Here is an 18,311-nt window from a genome sequence, read left to right as displayed (position 1 = left end):
TCCCGCGCAGAAACAAAAAAGGGCCGGGGAGTCGCCTCTCCGGCCCTCTTCCCGTCGCAGCGGCGACGATTACCACCCCGACGGCTTGCCCTTGTTCTGCTCGTCGAGCCACGCCTTCAGCGGCGCGAAATAGTCCGCCATCGCCTTGCCCGACATTTCGCGGGTGCCGGTGAACGCCTGAAGCGCGTCGGGCCAGGGCTTCGACGCGCCCATTTCGAGCATCGCGTTCAGCTTCGTGCCGACCGCCTTGTTGCCATAGAAGGAACAGCGGTGGAGCGGCCCCTTCCACCCCGCCTGCTTGCACGCCGCCTGATAGAATTGGAACTGCAGGATGCGCGCGAGGAAATAGCGCGAATAGGGGGTATTGCCGGGGATATGATATTTGGCGCCGGGGTCGAAGGCGTTCGCCGGCCGTTCGCCCGGAGGCGTGATGCCCTGATACTGCCGGCGCAGGTCGGTCCAGGCCTTGTTGTAGTCGGCGGGCTGGATCGTTCCGTCGAACACGCCCCAGCGCCAGCGGTCGACGAGCAGGCCAAAGGGCAGGAAGGCGACCTTGTCCATCGCCTGCCGCAACAACAGGCCGATATCCTTGTCGGCGCCGGGCACCTGTGCCTTGTCGAGCAGGCCGATATCGACCAGATATTGCGGCGTGATCGACAGCGCGATGAAATCGCCGATCGCCTCGTGGAAACCGTCATTGGCGCCGTTGAGGTAGAGATAGGGCTGTTTGTTGTAGGCGCGCTGATAATAATTGTGGCCGAGTTCGTGGTGGATGGTGATGAAATCGTCGGCATTCACCTTGGTGCACATCTTGATGCGGACATCGTCCTTGTTGTCGATGTCCCACGCCGAAGCGTGGCAGATGACTTCGCGGTCGGCGGGCTTCACGAACAGGCTGCGCTTCCAGAATGTCTCGGGAAGCGGCGCGAAGCCGAGCGAGGAATAGAAATTCTCTCCCGCCTTGACCATGTCGAGCGGCGTCTTGCCCTTGGCCTGCAGCAGGTCCCCGATGTCGTAGCCGAGGTCGCCCGAGCCCGGAGGCGCGACGAGCGGATAGATATTGCCCCATTCCTGCGCCCACATATTGCCGAGCAGGTCGGCACGGATCGGGCCGGTCTTGGGCTGCACCGCGTCGCCATATTTCTCGTTGAGTTTCCAGCGGACATAGGTGTGAAGCGCCATGTAGAGCGGCTTGACCTCCTGCCACAGCCGCTCAGTCGTCTTCGCGAACTCCTCGGGCGACATGTCGTAGCCCGACCGCCACATCGCGCCGGTGTCGCTGAAGCCCAGTTCCTTCGCGCCTTCGTTGGCGATGCCGACCATCTTGGCATAATCGTCCTTCATCGGCGCGCCGACATTGTCGTGCCAGCTCGTCCACATCTCGGCATATTCGGCGGGCGTATGGTCGAGATTGCCCATCTCGGCCTCGATGTCGGAGCCCGAGATCGGCTTGCCGTCGAGCGTCCCCTTGCCCTTGCCGTACTGCGACGACAGGTCGGTCGCGATCCGGTTGAGCTCGGTCGCGGCGCCCTCGGTCGTCGGCGCGGGGAGGACGAGGCCGGTGCGCAGGATATTGAGCTTGCGCTTCGTGTCGGCGCTCAGCCCCGGCACGTTCATATATTTGGCGGCTTCGAGCGCATAGTGGACCGACTTTTCGGTGCCGACGGCGTTGATCCGCGCCGCCATCGCATCGGTATCCTCGGTGATGAAATTATAATTGACCCAGTTCACCTGGCTCGCCTCGACCGAATAGTCGAACAGATCCTTTTCGGCGGCGGTGATGAAGGCGTCAGCGTCGGCGGCGGTGGGAGCGGCGGCGGGCGCCGCCTCGGCCGCGGCGGGCGCGGCGTCCTGCGCGATGGCCGGGCTCGCGGCGAGCGTGAGCGACATCGCAAGCGACAGGGTCGAAATCATGGCTTTCATGGGGTGCGTCCTCTGGATGATGGTGGCGCTCTCTGGCGCGATGGCCGGCAATCTGGACCGCACCGCCAACCGGGTCAAGCGGTGGTCAGGAAGGCCGCGATCGCCTCGCCGAGTTCGGGCTCGGTCACGCTCGACATATGGGTGCCGGGGATCGTCGCGAGCCGCGCGTCGGGCAGCGCCGCGACCAGTTCCTCGGCCGAGCCATTGTCCTGATCCTTGTCGCCGCACACCACCAGAACCGGCATCGTCAGCGCCGCGAGCGCGTCGGGCGCGGTGTCGGTGAAGCTGTCGAGCAGGTGGCCGGCGGCGATGCGATCGACCTTCATCGTCTTCATGAACTGGATCGACAGCCAGGTGTCGTCGCCGCGCTTCGCGGTTTCATAGTCGGCGATCACGCGCTTGAAGAATTGCCCGCGCCGCTGCCAGCCGGCGAGCCCCGCGAGCCCCATGCCGCCGAGGATCAGCCGCTTCGGCCGCATCCCCGCGACCACGGCGCGGACGCTGGTGCGGGCACCGAGCGAGAAGCCCCCGAGGTCGAAATCGACGAGGCCGAGGTGCGCGACCAGATCCTCGAGGTCGTCGACGAGCACATCGGGCGGATAATGCCCCGCCTCATGCGGCGCCTCGCTCGACCCATGGACGCGCAGGTCGGGCATGATGACGCGATAGCCGTCCGCGGCGATGCGCGCCGCGGTGCCGAACTTGATCCAGTTGACCTCGGCGCTCGAAAACAGACCGTGGAGCAGCACGACCGAGGGGCCTTCGCCCATCTCGCGCCACGCCAGCCGCACGCCGTCGCGCGCGTCGAAAAATTGGGGTTCTATGCTCATGCGTCGGGCTTGTGGACCTTCGCCCAGCGCTCCTGCAAGGGCTTGTGATCCTCGCTGCGCATTTCGGGCAGCCCCTGGCCGCCGGTCCAGCCGTGGAGGCGGCTCTCGACCCCGAAATGGCTGGTCAGTCGCACCGCGCCCGGATCGTCGAGCGCGCCGACGGCCAGGTCGATGTTCGGGCCGTCGACGTAGTGGAAGCTGAGCGGCGTCCCGCAATCGCGGCAGAAACCGCGCGCGCCGAAGGGCGAGGACATGTGGATCGCACGCTCGGCGCCGGTCCAGGTCACACTTTCCTTCGGCACGTTCCAGAAGGCGGCCCCGACATTGCCGAGCGCGCGCTGGCACATGCGGCAATGGCACCAATAGGCGTCGCGTCCGTCGTGGGCGCTCGCGAAGCGGACCGCTCCGCACTGGCAACCGCCCGCCATCGGCACAGCCGCCGCACTCATCGCGGTTGCAGCCCCTTCTGCTCCATCCGCCACTTCGCCATCTCGATCCGGTCCTGGCCGAAGAAGGGCTCACCATCGAAGACGAGCGTCGGCACGCCCCAATGGCCGGCGATCTCGAGCGCGACCTGATTGGCCGCGATTTCGGTGTCGAGTTCCTCGGCGTCGCGCTCCGCCTCGGCATCGAGCTCGGCCAGGTCGAGGCCGGCGCGCCGCGCGGCACCGGCAAGATGGTCGCCGAGGTGCCAGTCCTTCGCCCCGCCCCAGATGAGTTGGGCCACCTCGTCGCAGAAGGCGAGGCCCTTGCCGCGCCGCGACGCCGCCTGGCCGAGGCGCGTCAGGCGATGGATATAGGGTTGCTCCGCCGCGATCTCGCGCGTCGCGACATTCTGGACGATCGGGTCGGGGCGCGGCGGGCCGAAGGGGATGCCGTGGAACTGCGCGACGCGGATCATGTCGCGCATCGTATAGCTGAGCCAGTTCGGGTGGTTGCGCTCGAAGAAATCGGGCTGGCGAACCGCGAGCGGATAGACCGGGCGCAGGTTGACGATGAGGTCGTGGCTCGCCGCCAAAGCGCGATAGCGGCCGATCGCGAGATAGGAATAGGGCGAGCGAAAGGACCAGAAGAGGTCGGCGGAGAGACTCATGCCCCATATCCTGCCGAAAATGCGGCGCGGCGCAAGCATTGTCGGAATGGTTTACACCAGAATGGAAGTTATAGAATGGGCCGCGCAGCGTGTGGTTGATTATATAGCAGTTGCTATTATATGCGCTGCCATGAACGAGACGATCGGCTTTCTGCTGAACGATACGGCGCGCCTTTTCCGCCGCGCATTCAACGCGCGCATGAAGGGCAGCGGGATCACGGCCCTGCAATGGCGGCTGATAAGTTATCTCAAGCGTCACGAAGGTGTCAGGCAAGGCCCGCTTGCCGAGCTGATCGAGGTCGAGCCGATCACCCTGTCGCGCATGGTCGACCGGCTGGCCGAAGCCGGGCTGGTCGAGCGCCACGCCGACCCGACCGACCGCCGCGCCTGGCAGCTTTACCTGACGCCGCGCGCCCGCACGTTGCTGGGCGAGATGCGGCGGACGACCGACAAGGTGAGCGAGGAGGCGACCGAGGGATTGAGCGCGGCCGAGCGCGACCAGCTGATCGCGCTGGTCGGGCGTGTCCGTTGCAACCTGTCGCGCCGCGACACGACAAAAGAAAGCCAAACAGAGAACGTATGACGGATCAGCTTTCCCCCACCCGACCCGAAACCGGCAAGCGTGCGCCGCGTGCCGAAGAGGTCCGCCCCGCCAAGGCGGCGCCCAAGCCCGATCCGGTCCCGGCCGCGCCGGCGCCGGAAACCGACGCCGATGCGAAGCCAGGCTGGCGCACCCGCCTGCTGATGTTCGGTCTGCCGCTGCTGCTGTTGGCCGGCGGCGTCGGCTATTGGCTGCTGAGCGGCGGATCGGTGTCGACCGACAACGCCTATGTCCAGATGGACAAGGTGTCGGTCGCGGCGGAAGTCGGCGGGCTGATCACCGAGGTTGCCGTGCGCGAGGGACAGGAGGTGGCGAAAGGGCAGTTGCTGTTCCGCATCGACCCCAAACCCTATGCGCTGACGGTTGCCCAGGCGAATGCGGCGATCGATTCGGCGCGGGTCGATGTCGGCAATCTGTCGGCGAGCCTCGCGACGACCCATGTCGACATCGCCAAGGCCAAAGAGGACATTACCTTTGCCGAGGTCAATTTCCAGCGCCAGGCGGCGCTGATGGAAAAGGGCTTCACGACGCGGGCCGCCTATGACGCGTCGCGCCATGCCGTCGAGCAGGCGCGGGCCAGCCTGGCCCAGGCGCAGGCCGACGCCGCGGAGGCACGCGCGAAGCTGGCGACCGGCGGCGGCAGCACCAATCCGCAGATCGCGGCGGCGCGCGTCCAGCGCGCGCAGGCGGAGGTCGACCTGGGCCGTACCGAGGTGCGCGCGCCGAGCGCGGGCCGCGTGGCCGAATCCGACCGGCTGCAGCGCGGCCAGATGATGGTCGCGGGCCTGCCGGCGGTGACGCTGGTCGACACGGCGCATCCGTGGGTCGAGGCCAATTTCAAGGAAACCGACCTTGCCGACATGTGCGTCGGCCAACCCGCCGAGATGCGCTTCGACGCCTATCCGGGACTGAAGGTGCGCGGCCATGTCGAGACCATCGGCGCCGGCACCGGCAGCGAGTTTTCAGTGCTGCCGGCGCAGAATGCGACGGGCAACTGGGTCAAGGTCACACAGCGCGTGCCGGTCCGCATCGCCTTCGACGAGGTGGCGAAACGCGACATGATCGCGGGGCTGTCGACCGAGGTGAAGGTCATCACGTCGGGCGGGTGCAAATAAGGGCCGGTGCGCGTGATGCGTCTAACACCTAGCCACCCTCGCCCTCTCCCCTTCAGGGTAGAGGGCCGAGAGTCCTGATGGCGAGTCGCGCCTTTCCCCGCCGCCGCGCCGCGCCCGCAGCGACGGTCGTCAGCGACGACCTACCGCTTCACGAGCAGGTGCGCTATCGCGGCCTGCTGACCGTCGCGGTCATGGGCGCGTCGGTGATGCAGATCCTCGACACGACGATCGCCAACGTCGCGATCCCGCACATGCAGTCGAGCCTGGGCGCGACGAGCGAGACGGTGAACTGGGTGCTCACCAGCTATATCATCGCCTCGGCGGTCGCGATGCCGATCACCGGCTGGCTCGCCGACCGCATCGGCCGCCGCAGGCTGTTCCTGAGCGCGGTGATCGGTTTCATCATCGCCTCGATGGCATGCGGCGCGGCCCAGAATCTGGAGGAAATGGTCGCCTTCCGCTTCATCCAGGGGATCAGCGCCGCCTTCATCGGGCCGCTGTCGCAATCGGTGATGCTCGACATCAACCCGCCCGAGCGGCACGCGCGCGCGATGTCGATCTGGGGGATGGGGATCATGGTCGGGCCGATCCTGGGGCCGATCCTGGGCGGCTGGCTGACCGAGTCGGTCAACTGGCGCTGGGTCTTCTATGTCAACCTGCCGGTCGGGCTTGCGACATTGGCGCTGATGTGGGCGTTGCTGCCCGCGACCGGGCGCCGCGACCGCAAGTTCGACCTGTTCGGTTTCTCGATGCTCGCGCTCGGCCTTGCCTCGCTCCAGTTGATGCTCGACCGTGGCGCCCAGCAGGACTGGTTCCACAGCATGGAGATCTGGATCGAAACCGGCGTCGCCGTCGCGTGCCTGTGGATGTTCCTCATCCATCTGCTGACGGGGCGCAACACGCTGTTCGACCGCAAGATGCTCGCCGACCGCAACCTTCTGACCTCGCTCGGCTTCATGGTCGTGATCGGCATCGTCATGTTCTCGTCGATGGCGCTGCTGCCCCCGATGCTCCAGCGGCTGTTCGACTGGCCGGTGATCGACACCGGCTGGGTGCTCGCCGTGCGCGGGGTCGGAATCTTTATGAGCATGTGGATCGCGGGGCAGTTGATCGGCAGGATCGACGCGCGCTGGCTGGTCGGCAGCGGCCTGATTATCGCCGCCTATTCGCTGTGGCAGATGAGCCACTGGTCGCTGATGATGGGCACCTGGCCGGTGATCGTCAGCGGGCTGGTGCAGGGGCTCGGGATGGGGCTGATCTTCATCCCGCTCAACACCATGGCCTTTGCGACGCTCGGCCCCACCTACCGGACCGACGGGGCGAGTCTGCTCAACCTGGTGCGCAGCGTCGGCGCGTCGGTCGGCATCTCGGTGGTGACGACGCTGCTCGGCTCGAACACCCAGCGAAGCCATGAGGATCTGGTCGCGCATATCACCAGCAGTTCGATCGCGCTGATCGATCCATCCACCTCAGACCGCCTCGGATCGCTCGGCGGGGCCGCGATGGCGATGCTCAATGCCGAGGTGAACCGGCAGGCGGCGATGGTCGCCTATATCGACGATTTCTGGGCGATGATGTGGGTGACGCTGATCTCCGTTCCCCTCGTCATCCTGCTGCGCCCGCCCGCGCCCGGCGGCCCCACGGCCTCCGCCGCCGACATGGGACACTGACCGCTTCTCGCATCAGCGGGACAGGGCGAAGGAACTCACTCGGACAGCGCGGTCTGCGCCGGGTTTCGGGCGTGAGCGGCGATCGCGGCCGGCAGTTCGAGCCACGGGTGCCGGTCGTCGCACCACACCGCCTGCTCGGGCATCGGGAAGCCGGGATCGGCAAAGGCGCCCGCCGCGACCCCGACCAAATGCGGCAGGCGGTCGGGCTCCCACCACAGCGACGATCCGCATGTGGGGCAGAAATGAAAGGCGACGTCGAAACCGCTCGCCGAAGGACGGCGAAAGCATTCCGCCGCGCCCGCCACCAGAGCCACGTCCGACCGCGGAAAGAAGGCCGCGACGCTGAACAGCGACCCGGTTCGCCGCTGGCAGTCCATGCAATGGCAAAGCGAAACCTTGGCGGGCTCGCCCCGGCACCGAAGGATCAGCTTGCCGCAATGGCAGGAGGCGTCCCGTTCCATGGGATGAATCCTATCACCCCCGGCCGGGCAAGCCCAGCGACCGATTGCGTCGGGCGGCCGCGCGCTACGTCGCCCAGGCGAAGGCGCGGCGCAGTTCGGCGGCGCCGCCCTCCGCATAGGGCAGGCCGTGCGCCATGACGACGCGCTCGCAATCCCAGGCCAGTATTTCCGCGACCGCCGCGCGGACGCGCCGCCGCGCCGGGCGAAAGGTCAGGCGCAAGTCGATCGGCGCCTTGCCGTGCGGATGCGCCGCGCCCGACAGGCGGACGAGCCAGCGCAGCAATCGGCTGCGGATGCGCGCCGGCTCGAAATTCTCGATCAGGTCGGTCAGGATCACGGTGCGCGACGCGCGGTGATGAAACACCGCCTCGGTCACGGCGGTCCCCGGCACCAGCACCGCCGCGATGCCGCCCGGAAGCGCGGCCTCGTCTTCGCCGACGGTCGCGTCGATCCGGAACGCGCGCTTCGCCTTGGCGGCGAGGCCGGGGACCGCGAGCGTCCGGGCGCCGGGATAGCGGTGCTGCCAGTCGGCGACATACCAGTAATGGAGGCTGTTCGGCGCGACGAGCCACGCGACCTCGCCGAGCGCATCGATGGCGTCGAACAACGCCGCGTCGGGCGCGATCGGCGAATGCAGCCACAGCCGCCCGTCGTCCAGTCGCGCCACCGTCATCCGCGTCGGAAAGGGGATCGACGCCGGGCCGTAATCCATGCGGATTTCCGGCCCATCGACGATCCAGAGCCGCTCGCCGAACGGTTTGGGAACATCGAGCGGCGCATAGGGGACGAAGCTGGACATGGCGTTCAGCCTATCAGCAAAGCGGGCGACGGTTCAAATATCCGCCCGTCCGCGCGGCAGCGCGATGACGACAAGCGCGCCCAGCGCTGCAAGCGCCATGTCCTTTTGCGCGTCCCATGGGTCGCCCTGCTGCCCGTTGTAGCGCTCGGCCGTCTCGCCGCCCGCGACGATGGCGAGCAGCCACTCGAAAATCTCGTAGAGGCAGGAGACCGACAGCACCCAGCCGACGACCGCGAGCATCGCGCCGCGCCGCGACAGCCCGCCGTGGCGCCGCGCGATCTCTGCCACCGGCACGACCGACAGCAGGCCGAAGGCGAAATGGACGAGACGGTCGTAATGGTTGCGCGTCCAGCCGAAGATGTCGGACAGGCTCGCTCCCGTCAGCGTGCGCGCCCAATCGTCATAGGGGACGTTGCTGTAGGTATAGCGCCCGCCGAGCGTGTGCAGCGCGAGGAACAGGACGATGCAGAACAGCGCCGGGGTCGAGAGCGGCCAGCGGCGCAGCAGCCACGGCGATAGAAGCAGCAGCAGCGCGGTCGGGATATGCTGGAGCGGCGCGATGGCGGGATAGGGCTGGTCGATCTGCGCAAGCAGCAGCAGCGCGAGGAGTAGGCCGAGAAGAAGGCGCTGGGGGCGGGGGATGGCGGCGAGCATGGCCTTCCCCTAACCGTTCCCATCGGCGCATTTAAGCCCCTCCTCTTCAGAAAGGGGGGTTGGGGTGGTGGACGCCGGTGCAGGAACACCACCCCGCTGCGACTAGCGCGCAAGCACGCAAGTCTCGCTGCCCCTCCTCTGAAGAGGAGGGGTGAATAAAATTCAGCCCTTCTTCAGGTGCCGGCGGCCGAGCAGTTCGGCGATCTGCACCGCGTTGAGCGCCGCGCCCTTGCGGAGGTTGTCGGACACACACCAGAAGGCGAGGCCGTTATCGACCGTGCTGTCGTCGCGGACGCGCGACACGAAGGTCGCATAGTCGCCGACGCATTCGACCGGGGTGACGTAACCGCCGTCCTCGCGCTTGTCGACGAGCATCACGCCGGGCGCCTCGCGCAGGATGTCCTGCGCCTGCTCGGCCGACAATTCCTTATCGAACTCGACGTTCACCGATTCCGAGTGGCCGACGAAGACCGGGACACGGACGCAGGTCGCGGTGACCTTGACCTTAGGATCGAGAATCTTCTTGGTCTCGACCACCATCTTCCATTCCTCCTTGGTCGAACCGTCGTCGAGGAACTTGTCGATGTGCGGGATGACGTTGAAGGCGATCTGCTTGGTGAACTTCTGCACGTCCTTTTCGTCGCCGACGAAGATCTGGCGCGTCTGGTTCCACAGCTCGTCCATACCCGCCTTGCCGGCGCCCGACACCGACTGATAGGTCGAGACGATGACGCGCTTGACGCCCGCCGCATCGTGCAGCGGCTTCAGCGCGACGACCATCTGCGCGGTCGAGCAGTTCGGGTTGGCGATGATGTTCTTCGCCGTATAGCCGTCGATCGCGTCGGGGTTCACCTCGGGCACGATCAGCGGCACGTCGGGGTCCATCCGATAGAGCGACGAATTGTCGATCACGGTGCAGCCCGCCGCCGCGGCCCTGGGCGCGTGGATCGCGGTCGCGTCGCTGCCGATGGCGAAGATTGCCATGTCCCAGCCAGCCCAGTCGAAATTCTCGATATTCTGGCATTTCACGGTGCGGCCGGTGTCGCCGATCTCGATCTCTTCGCCCTGGCTGCGCGACGAGGCGACCGCCGCGAGTTCGGCGATCGGGAATTCGCGCTCGGCGAGGATGGCGAGGACTTCGCGTCCGACATTGCCCGTCGCACCCGCGACGACGATCCGGTAACCCATGAATTTGTCCTTTGATGCTGGTGTCTGAAACGAAAAACGACCGGCTCTGCCTGTTGGCGGAACCGGTCGTTTTGGAAAGCTGTTTCGGCTTTGGTGTGGAGAAGCTCTCCTTAGCCTTCGCCGGCTTCCGACCGGTATTCGCGGCGCTCCGCAATACGCGCCGATTTACCGGTGCGGCCCCGCAGATAATAGAGCTTCGCACGACGGACGGCGCCCTTGCGGACGACGGTAATGCTGTCGATGTTCGGCGAATAGAGCGGGAAGACGCGCTCGACGCCTTCGCCGAACGACAATTTGCGCACGGTGAAGTTCGAGCCCATGCCCTTGTTCGAGCGGGCGATGCACACGCCCTCGAAATTCTGGACGCGGGTGCGCTCGCCTTCGACGACGCGCACGCCGACGCGCAGCGTGTCGCCGGGACGGAACGTCGGAATCTCTTTGCCGGCCTTGGCGATTTCTTCGGCTTCGATCGTCTGGATGAGGTTCATGGCCTCTTGTCCTTCTTCTGTTGCCGCGCGCCAGAGGCAGGTCGGTCCCGAGCGCCCTCATGGCGCTCCCAAAGGTCCGGCCTGCGTAACCGTGTGTCCTCTTCCGCCCTTTGTTTCCGCCAGGCGGCGATCTTCGCATGATCCCCCGATCGCAGCACTTCGGGGATCGTGCGCCCTTCCCATGTCACAGGTCGGGTATAATGCGGATATTCGATCAGACCGTGTTCGAACGATTCGTCGTCTCCGCTAGAAGCCGCGCCCATTACGCCGGGAAGCAGCCGAATGCAAGCGTCGAGCAGCAATAGCGCCGCCATCTCCCCGCCCGACAGGATGATGTCGCCCATCGAGAGCTGTTCGATGGGGCGCGCGTCGAAGATGCGCTCGTCGAATCCCTCGAAACGGCCGCACAGGATGATCGCCCCGGGACCCGTCGCGAGCGCGCGCACGCGGGCCTGGGTGATCGGCGCGCCGCGCGGCGTCATCGCGAGCAGGGGAAGCCCCGGATGCGCGGCCGCCGCATGGTCGATCGCGCGGCCCAGCACGTCGGCCTTGAGCACCATCCCCGCGCCGCCGCCCGCGGGCGTGTCGTCGACGGTGCGGTGCCGGTCGGTCGCGAAGTCGCGGATCTGCACCGGCGCGCACGACCACAGGCCGCTTTCGAGCGCACGCCCCGCCATGCTGTGCCCCAGCGGACCGGGAAACATGTCGGGATAAAGGGTCAGGGGGACGGCGGTGAAGCTCATGGCAGCGGCCGCCATAGCGCCTCGGGGAGCAGGGGACGATCCTTTTCCATCTCCTCGTGCAGCCATTCGCGGAAGCGTTCGATCTTGCGCACGCGGCTGCGGCCCTCGCGATAGACGAGCCAGTTGGCGCCGCCGGGCTGGTAGAGCGTGTCGAAAGGCTGGACCATCCGCCCGCTGTCGAGCTCGGCGCGCCACAGCAGCGGGGTCATCAAGGCGATGCCATAGCCGCCCTGCACCGCGCTCGCCTCCTGAAGCTGGCTGTCGAGCACGACCCCGCGACGCGGCGGCGGCGCGACGTCGACCCCGGCCTCGGCGAGCCAGCCGGCCCACCAGCCGTCGTTCGGCGCGAGACGCTCGACGCGGAGCAGGTCGGCGGGCGCCGCGATCCGGTTGGCGTCGCGAAAGGCGGGCGAGCAGATCGGCGTCACATGGCTGCGGAACAGGAAATCGGCGCGCAGCCCCGGCCAGCCGCCGCGGCCGATACGGATCGCGACGTCGACGTTCGACGCGTCGAAATCGACATAGTCGTTCGACATCGAGAGCCGCACCGCGAGGTCGGGGTAGCGAAGCTGGAAGCGCCCGATGCGCGCGCTGAGCCAGGTGCCGCCGAAGGTCACCGCGGCGTTGATCGTCAGCACCTCCGCCTCGTCATCGCCGAGCGCCGCGAAGGCGTCGCCCATCGAGGCGAAGGCGGCGCGGATCGCGGGAAGCAGCCGCTGCCCCGTCTCCGACAGCCGCACCCGCCCCTTCTCGCGCACGAACAGCGCGCGACCGAGTCGATCCTCCAATTGGCGGATCTGATAGCTGACCGCGGCCTGCGTCATCCCTAACTCTTCAGCGGCACGCGAGAAGTTTTCCAGCCTTCCGGCCGATTCGAAGGCACGGATCGCGGCAAGGGGCGGCAGTCTGGACATGGAAGATCTATAAGGCAGCCTTATGTCGTGCCGCAAAGCTTTTGTTGGCCGATCCGCTCCGCAGGGCGCATTTGAGCGGCACGCACCCCGGCAGGAGACAATCGATGATCGACGAAATGTGGATGCGCGGCTGGGCCGAAAATCACGGCCGCTTCAGCGCCGACCTCGACCGCGGCTTCGCGCAGATCGCTGGTGCGATCGCGCGGCTGCGCCGCCGCCGGGACGCCCCCGACACCGACGTCCGCCGGCGCATCGGCGTGTGAGAAAATTAGCCAAAGCCCGGATTACCGCGTCCAATTCTCGATGCGGAGCCCTGGCACATCGGCGAAATCGCCTTCGTTGTTGGTGATAACCACGACATCCAGGCTCAGCGCATGGGCCGCCAGCAAGCGGTCGAAGCGCGCGCGTCGGAAGGGGAGTTTCGAATAGGCCCGCGCCGCGGACTCATCGAAAGGAACGAGGGGGATGGCCGCGAGAAAAGCCTCTAGAACCTCAGGTAGCGGCGGTCTCCCCTGCTCGCTCCCCAAGGCGATCTCGGCGAAGCTGATCGCCGAAATGGCGACGTCGCCCGGCGCGCATGCAGTGAGCCGCGTGCGCAGCGGTTCGTAGCGCGCCGTCATCGCATAAATCGCGCAATCGGCATCGATGAGGTAGCGGATCACCCCTTCTTTGCCGCTTCCTCGGCGGCCTTGCGCGCTGCGACCGTGCTCGGCCGCTCCTCGAAATCTTCGCGCGGAGGAATCTTCAACCACGGCGCCTTGCCCCAGAAACCGCTGACGTCGATCTTCGCCTTGGGCTTGTCTGCGGGCTCGAAACGGAACTCACCGCGCTCTTCGCGCACGATCATTTCGGTGCCTTCTTCCAGCCCGAGCGCCTTGGGCAGACGCAGCGCCAGTGAATTGCCCGATTTGAAGACTTTCGCTCGATATTCCTTGGTCATGGCACGCTCCGTATATACAAAATGTATATACTATTCGACGAAGGCCGCGTCAATCAGGACCCCCGCGTCGCTCCATTCGGGCACCGCTTGCGGGATCATCGGCACCATGAAGCGCGCCGGTTTCTTGCCGGGTTCGGGGGGGCGTTCGATCTCGAGGATGTCGCCGGCGCCGAAATTCTCGACCGCGACGACGGTTCCCAGCGCCTCGCCCGCGGTCGAGGTGCAGGCGAGACCGATCAGGTCGTGATGATAATATTCGCCGGGGCCGAGCGGCGGCAGGGCCGAGCGCGGAACGGTAAGAACGGTCCCGCGCAGCGCCTCCGCGGCGGCGCGGTCGGTGATCTCGGCGAAGATCGCCACCGCGCCTTGGTTCGCGGGGCGCACCGATTTCAGCGTCAGCTTGCGGGCGCCTGCGTCGAAAACGGAAAAGGCGCGGAGGGCGTCCGCGCCTTCGCCGAACAGCTTGAGCCGCACCTCGCCCCGCACCCCGTGCGCGCCGGCGATGGCGGCCAGGGTGACGGGGCGGTTCGCACGATTCTCAAGCCCCTCCCCTTCAGGGGAGGGGTTGGGGTGGAGGGTAGCGGGCGTAGGCGCTCGTCTGCGAGCCCCCACCCCCGGCCCCTCCCCTGAAGGGGAGGGGGGAGGCATGCCTTAGCCTTCGGCCTTTTCTTCGCCAGCTTCTTCGGCCGGAACTTCTTCGGCGGCAGGCGCATCTTCGGCAGCGGGAGCTTCTTCGGCCACCGGGCCGCCTTCGGCGACTTCCTCGGCAATCGCGGTCGCGTCTTCGGCGGTCGCTTCGGCGGGAACCTCCTCGGCCACCGCGTCGGCGACGGCTTCGGCGGTCGCTTCGCTCTTCACCGAACCGGTCGCATCCGATTCCGCGGCTGCGGGAACAGCAGCTTCCTCGGCGGCGGGCGCTTCTTCAGCGGCCACTTCGGGAGCGGCTTCCTCGGCTGCTTCGGGTTCGGGCGCCGGAGCGGCGGCAGCGGCCGCGGCGGCTTCTTCAGCGTCAACCAGCTTCTGCGCCTTTTCCTCGGCGCGTTCCTTGGCCTTCTCGCCCGGGACGCCCTTGTTGGGGTTGTTGCGCGCGGCGCGTTCCTTGATGCCGGCGGCGTCGAGGAAGCGGGCGACGCGGTCGCTGGGCTGCGCGCCGACGCTCAGCCAGTGCTGCGCGCGCTCGGCGTCGAGCTTCACGCGTTCCGGATTGTCCTTGCCGAGCAGCGGGTTGTAGCTGCCGATGCGCTCGATGAAGCGGCCATCGCGCGGGCTGCGCGAATCGGCGACGACGATCTTGTAATAGGGGCGCTTTTTCGAACCGCCGCGCGAAAGGCGAATGGAGGTAGCCATGATCTAGTCCTTCTTTCTAATTCAATTCAAACTGGGTCTTCGTAAACTCTGGATCCCCGCCTTCGCGGGGATGACGGCCTGTGGGGGCCGTCACTTCTTCTTGTTCATCAGATTGGCGAGCTCGGGCGGGATCGCCCCGCCGCCGAGGCCGGGAAGGCCGGCTGGACCGCCGCCGCCCATTCCGCCTCCGCCAAGACCGCCGCCCATGCCAGGAATGCCGCCGCCGCGCCCGAACAGCGCGCCGAGGCCCTTGAGCCCGCCCATCTTGCGGATGCGCTTCATCGCGGTGGACATTTCCTGGTGCATCTTGAGCACCTTGTTCACCTGTTGCACCGTCGTGCCCGACCCGTTGGCGATGCGGATCTTGCGCTTCGCATTGATCAGGTCGGGCTTCGCGCGCTCCTTGGGGGTCATCGACCCCATGATCGCGTCAAAGTGAATCAGCATCTTGTCGTCGGCGCCGCTGGTCGCCATCGCCGCCTGCGCCTTCTTGAGGCCGGGGATCATGCCGGCGAGCGCCCCGATGCCGCCCATGCGGCGCATCTGGTTCAATTGCGTGCGAAGATCGTCGAGGTCGAACTGACCCTTCGCCATCTTCTTCGCCATCGCCTCGGCCTCTTCGGCCTGAATCGTCTCGGCGGCGCGTTCGACGAGGCTGACGACGTCGCCCATGCCGAGGATGCGGCCCGCGATGCGCGAGGGCTGAAAGAGTTCGAGCCCGTCGAGCTTCTCGCCCGTGCCCGCGAACTTGATCGGCTTGCCGGTGACGGCGCGCATCGACAGCGCGGCGCCGCCGCGCGCGTCGCCGTCGAGGCGGGTGAGGACGACACCGGTCAGCGGTACCTGTTCGGTGAAGCGCTGCGCGACCTGCACCGCGTCCTGTCCGGTCAGGCTGTCGACGACGAGCAGGGTCTCGGCCGGATTCGCGGTGCGCGAGACCGCCTGCATCTCGTCCATCAGTTGCTGGTCGACGTGGAGGCGACCCGCGGTGTCGAGCATCAGCACGTCATAGCCCTGGAGCTTCGCGGCCTGCGCCGCGCGCTGCGCGATCTCGACCGGCTGCTGCCCGGCGACGATCGGCAAGGTCGCGACGTCGATCTGCTGGCCGAGCACGGCGAGTTGTTCCTGCGCGGCGGGGCGATTGACGTCGAGCGACGCCATCAGCACCTTCTTGCGCTCCTTGTCCTTCAGCCGCTTCGCGATCTTCGCGGTGGTCGTGGTCTTGCCCGAGCCCTGAAGCCCGACCATCATGATCACCGCCGGCGGCGCGACATTGAGGTCGAGATCGGCGGCTTCGGAGCCGAGCATCTCGGTCAGCGCGTCACTGACGATCTTGACCACCTGCTGCCCCGGCGTGACCGAACGCAGGACATTCTGGCCGACCGCGAGTTCGGTGACCTGATCGACGAAGCTGCGCACGACGGGCAGCGCGACGTCGGCCTCCAGCAAGGCGATTCGTACCTCGCGCATTGCGGCGCGCACGTCGGCCTCGGTCAGCGCACCGCGGCCGCGGAGCTTCCCGAACACATCGCCAAGCCGATTGCTCAGACTGTCGAACATTGGCCTTCAAATCCCTTCTGACAGGCCGCAACGCAAAAGACGCCGGTGAGCGAAACCTCGCCAACCAGCGGCTATCCGTGGACAGAGTCTCCGTCGCGGATGTCGTATGCGTCCGCCCGCATCATGCCGACGAACCCGCGCGCCCTTACGCGAAAGCGCGGGCAAAGGCAAGCCGCGCGGTAGCGGGTCGTGCCACCGTCTGGCTCTGGAAAGTTCGACATCCCTCCCCGTCCCCCCTCGGCAACGCACTTAACGCAAATTTCACCGGTGCCGGTGCAAAAGGCGCTCCACAGTGGGGGACTGCCTATATGACCGCCGAACCGGCCGTACCGAAACAATGGGATCGCAGCGAAGGGGCGCGGCGCGATATCGTCGCGGGCGGCATCGTCGTCGCCGCCATCCTGCTGTTCATCGGCAACGGCGGCGCCGTGATGCAATCGGTCATCCGCACCCTGTCGGGACTCGGCGGCGGCACCGACCGGATGCTGGCCGTGGCGCTGATCCTGAACATCGCCCTGCTCCTCTTCGGCTGGCGGCGCTACGACGATCTGAACCGCGAGGTGCGCGAGCGCACCGAGGCCGAGAAGCGCGCGCGCTGGTTGGCCGACACCGATCCGCTGACCGGCTTTCTCAACCGCCGCGCGCTGCTGAACGCCGGACAGGCGCTGATCGCCGAGGCGACGGCGAAAGGGCGCCAGGTTGCGCTGTTCCTGCTCGATCTCGACCATTTCAAGACCGTCAACGACATCCACGGCCATATCGCCGGCGACCGTGTGCTGCAGATCGCCGCCGAGCGCATCTCGGCCATCCTGCCGCCGAGCGCGACCAAGGCGCGGCTGGGCGGCGACGAATTCGTCGCCATGCTCGCCTTCGAGCCCGTAGCGCGCGCCGACATCGACGCGCTGGCGGCGCAGCTCGTCGCGACGCTGGAGGCCCCGGTGGCGAGCGATGCGCAGCAGATCCGCATCGGCGGCTCGCTCGGCATCGCGCTCGCCGCCGACGCGGGCGTGACGATGGACACGCTGGTCCGTCAGGCCGACATCGCCATGTATCATTGCAAGGAAAAGGGCCGGAACCGCCATATCTGGTTCGAAACCGGCATGGAAATGGCCGTGCAGGCGCGCAACCAGATCGAGACCGGGATTCGCGCCGGCATGCCGCGCGGCGAGTTCATCCCCTATTTCGAGCCGCAGGTCGACATCGCCACCGGCCGGCTGATGGGGTTCGAGATGCTGATGCGCTGGGATTCGCCCGAACATGGGATGATCCCGCCCGAACGCTTCATCCCGATCGCCGAGGAAAGCGGGCTGATCGGCGAACTGTCGCTGCACGTCGTTCGCGCCGCGCTCGAAGTCGCCAAGGGCTGGGACCCGTCGATCACGCTGGCGGTCAACATCTCGCCGCAGCAGCTCAAGGACCCCTGGTTCAGCCAGAAGCTGATCAAGCTGCTGGTCGAGACCGGCTTCCCGCCAAGTCAGTTCGAGGTCGAGATCACCGAAAGCTCGCTGTTCGAGAATCTGCCGCTGGTCCGCTCGATCGTCACCAGCCTCAAGAATCAGGGCGTGTCGCTCAGCCTCGACGATTTCGGCACCGGCTACAGCTCGCTGTCGCATCTGCGCGCGCTGCCCTTCGACCGGATCAAGATCGACCGCAGCTTCATCGCCGCGATGCGCGGCAGCGCCGACGCCCGCGCGATCGTCGTCGCGATCATCCGCCTCGGCGAAAGCCTCGCCATGCCGATCACCGCCGAGGGCGTCGAGGACGAGGCGACCGCGATCGAACTCACCCGCCTCGGCTGCGCGAAGGGCCAGGGCTGGTTCTATGGCCGCGCGATGTCGGCCGCGGACGCCGCGGACATGCTTGCCGAGCGCGGCCTGCTGCGGGCGCCGCAGACGCCCCGCGAGAGCAGCCCGGCGGCGGACACCGAGTGGCAGCGCAAGGCCGGCTGATCCCCTTCCCCTCATCTTCAGAGGAGGGGCTTACAG

The 18,311-nt window shown here is 67.0% G+C and carries 20 protein-coding genes and 1 pseudogene; 5 read left to right on the top strand and 16 right to left on the bottom strand.

The features are described from left to right. Positions 1-69: 69 nt before the first annotated feature. The 4 genes from FHR21_RS03040 to FHR21_RS03025 all read right to left on the bottom strand — a co-directional run bounded on the left by FHR21_RS03040 (position 70) and on the right by FHR21_RS03025 (position 3,846). A complete protein-coding gene (locus tag FHR21_RS03040) occupies positions 70-1,923 on the bottom strand; it encodes a M2 family metallopeptidase (protein WP_184095142.1) in 1,854 nt (617 codons plus the stop codon). A 74-nt stretch (positions 1,924-1,997) separates the two neighbouring features. Further along, complete coding sequence (locus FHR21_RS03035; RefSeq protein ID WP_184095140.1) at positions 1,998-2,753, bottom strand: alpha/beta fold hydrolase; 756 nt, start codon at positions 2,751-2,753, stop codon at positions 1,998-2,000. Continuing rightward, complete coding sequence (locus FHR21_RS03030; protein ID WP_246427002.1) at positions 2,750-3,202, bottom strand: GFA family protein; 453 nt, start codon at positions 3,200-3,202, stop codon at positions 2,750-2,752. The genes FHR21_RS03035 and FHR21_RS03030 overlap by 4 nt, the downstream gene beginning before the upstream one ends. Then, the gene (locus FHR21_RS03025; RefSeq protein ID WP_184095138.1) at positions 3,199-3,846 is read right to left on the bottom strand and encodes a 2-hydroxychromene-2-carboxylate isomerase; all 648 of its coding nucleotides are present in this window, start codon (positions 3,844-3,846) and stop codon (positions 3,199-3,201) included. The genes FHR21_RS03030 and FHR21_RS03025 overlap by 4 nt, the downstream gene beginning before the upstream one ends. Here FHR21_RS03025 and FHR21_RS03020 point away from each other — a divergent pair. The 3 genes from FHR21_RS03020 to FHR21_RS03010 all read left to right on the top strand — a co-directional run bounded on the left by FHR21_RS03020 (position 3,845) and on the right by FHR21_RS03010 (position 7,232). After that, a complete protein-coding gene (locus tag FHR21_RS03020) occupies positions 3,845-4,429 on the top strand; it encodes a MarR family winged helix-turn-helix transcriptional regulator (RefSeq protein WP_246427001.1) in 585 nt (194 codons plus the stop codon). The two genes, FHR21_RS03025 and FHR21_RS03020, sit on opposite strands and share 2 nt — an antisense overlap. Continuing rightward, positions 4,426-5,562: an HlyD family secretion protein gene (locus FHR21_RS03015; RefSeq protein ID WP_184095136.1), complete on the top strand. Its 1,137-nt coding sequence runs from the start codon at positions 4,426-4,428 to the stop codon at positions 5,560-5,562. The genes FHR21_RS03020 and FHR21_RS03015 overlap by 4 nt, the downstream gene beginning before the upstream one ends. A 77-nt stretch (positions 5,563-5,639) precedes the next feature. Continuing rightward, positions 5,640-7,232 carry a DHA2 family efflux MFS transporter permease subunit gene (locus tag FHR21_RS03010; protein WP_184095134.1) on the top strand — a complete coding sequence of 531 codons (1,593 nt, stop codon included), beginning with the start codon at positions 5,640-5,642 and terminating at the stop codon, positions 7,230-7,232. Positions 7,233-7,267: 35 nt separating this feature from the next. Here FHR21_RS03010 and FHR21_RS03005 read toward each other — a convergent pair whose 3' ends face one another. From FHR21_RS03005 to FHR21_RS02975, 7 genes are all read right to left on the bottom strand, one after another. After that, positions 7,268-7,693 (bottom strand): GFA family protein, encoded by a 426-nt coding sequence (locus FHR21_RS03005; RefSeq protein WP_184095132.1) that lies wholly within the window; start codon positions 7,691-7,693, stop codon positions 7,268-7,270. Positions 7,694-7,757: 64 nt separating this feature from the next. Then, complete coding sequence (locus tag FHR21_RS03000) at positions 7,758-8,492, bottom strand: DUF4336 domain-containing protein (protein ID WP_184095131.1); 735 nt, start codon at positions 8,490-8,492, stop codon at positions 7,758-7,760. Positions 8,493-8,525: 33 nt separating this feature from the next. Beyond that, on the bottom strand, positions 8,526-9,146 hold the full coding sequence (locus FHR21_RS02995) for a DUF2238 domain-containing protein (protein ID WP_184095128.1): 621 nt from the start codon (positions 9,144-9,146) through the stop codon (positions 8,526-8,528). Between the two features lie 162 nt (positions 9,147-9,308). After that, entirely contained in the window at positions 9,309-10,334 is a 1,026-nt protein-coding gene (locus FHR21_RS02990; RefSeq protein ID WP_184095126.1) for an aspartate-semialdehyde dehydrogenase, read from the bottom strand. 110 nt (positions 10,335-10,444) lie between these two features. Continuing rightward, the gene (gene rplS, locus FHR21_RS02985; RefSeq protein WP_095388457.1) at positions 10,445-10,822 is read right to left on the bottom strand and encodes a 50S ribosomal protein L19; all 378 of its coding nucleotides are present in this window, start codon (positions 10,820-10,822) and stop codon (positions 10,445-10,447) included. Then, a complete protein-coding gene (gene trmD / locus FHR21_RS02980; protein ID WP_184095568.1) occupies positions 10,819-11,565 on the bottom strand; it encodes a tRNA (guanosine(37)-N1)-methyltransferase TrmD in 747 nt (248 codons plus the stop codon). Before trmD ends, rplS begins: the two co-directional genes overlap by 4 nt. Continuing rightward, positions 11,562-12,479: a LysR substrate-binding domain-containing protein gene (locus tag FHR21_RS02975; RefSeq protein WP_184095124.1), complete on the bottom strand. Its 918-nt coding sequence runs from the start codon at positions 12,477-12,479 to the stop codon at positions 11,562-11,564. Before FHR21_RS02975 ends, trmD begins: the two co-directional genes overlap by 4 nt. Before the next feature lie 104 nt (positions 12,480-12,583). Between FHR21_RS02975 and FHR21_RS02970 the strand changes: the two genes are divergently transcribed. Beyond that, positions 12,584-12,742 (top strand): hypothetical protein, encoded by a 159-nt coding sequence (locus FHR21_RS02970; protein ID WP_184095122.1) that lies wholly within the window; start codon positions 12,584-12,586, stop codon positions 12,740-12,742. A 21-nt stretch (positions 12,743-12,763) separates the two neighbouring features. Here FHR21_RS02970 and FHR21_RS02965 read toward each other — a convergent pair whose 3' ends face one another. The 5 genes and pseudogenes from FHR21_RS02965 to ffh form a co-directional block, all read right to left on the bottom strand. Beyond that, on the bottom strand, positions 12,764-13,141 hold the full coding sequence (locus FHR21_RS02965; protein ID WP_184095566.1) for a PIN domain-containing protein: 378 nt from the start codon (positions 13,139-13,141) through the stop codon (positions 12,764-12,766). Then, positions 13,138-13,419 (bottom strand): AbrB/MazE/SpoVT family DNA-binding domain-containing protein, encoded by a 282-nt coding sequence (locus tag FHR21_RS02960; RefSeq protein ID WP_184095120.1) that lies wholly within the window; start codon positions 13,417-13,419, stop codon positions 13,138-13,140. The genes FHR21_RS02965 and FHR21_RS02960 overlap by 4 nt, the downstream gene beginning before the upstream one ends. 30 nt (positions 13,420-13,449) lie before the next feature. Further along, entirely contained in the window at positions 13,450-13,932 is a 483-nt protein-coding gene (rimM, locus tag FHR21_RS02955) for a ribosome maturation factor RimM (protein WP_221234993.1), read from the bottom strand. Between the two features lie 378 nt (positions 13,933-14,310). Then, positions 14,311-14,766 (bottom strand): annotated as a pseudogene (gene rpsP, locus FHR21_RS02945) (30S ribosomal protein S16); the annotation flags it as partial. Positions 14,767-14,856: 90 nt separating this feature from the next. After that, a complete protein-coding gene (gene ffh, locus FHR21_RS02940) occupies positions 14,857-16,326 on the bottom strand; it encodes a signal recognition particle protein (RefSeq protein WP_184095116.1) in 1,470 nt (489 codons plus the stop codon). Between the two features lie 308 nt (positions 16,327-16,634). Here ffh and FHR21_RS02935 point away from each other — a divergent pair, with 308 nt between their 5' ends. Beyond that, on the top strand, positions 16,635-18,275 hold the full coding sequence (locus tag FHR21_RS02935; RefSeq protein WP_184095114.1) for a putative bifunctional diguanylate cyclase/phosphodiesterase: 1,641 nt from the start codon (positions 16,635-16,637) through the stop codon (positions 18,273-18,275). Positions 18,276-18,311 lie beyond the last annotated feature (36 nt).

Source organism: Sphingopyxis panaciterrulae (assembly GCF_014199295.1).
Classification (GTDB): Bacteria; Pseudomonadota; Alphaproteobacteria; order Sphingomonadales; family Sphingomonadaceae; genus Sphingopyxis; species Sphingopyxis panaciterrulae.
The sequence above is the reverse complement of the archived record's forward strand: the minus strand, read 5'-3'. Positions and strand labels throughout refer to the sequence as shown.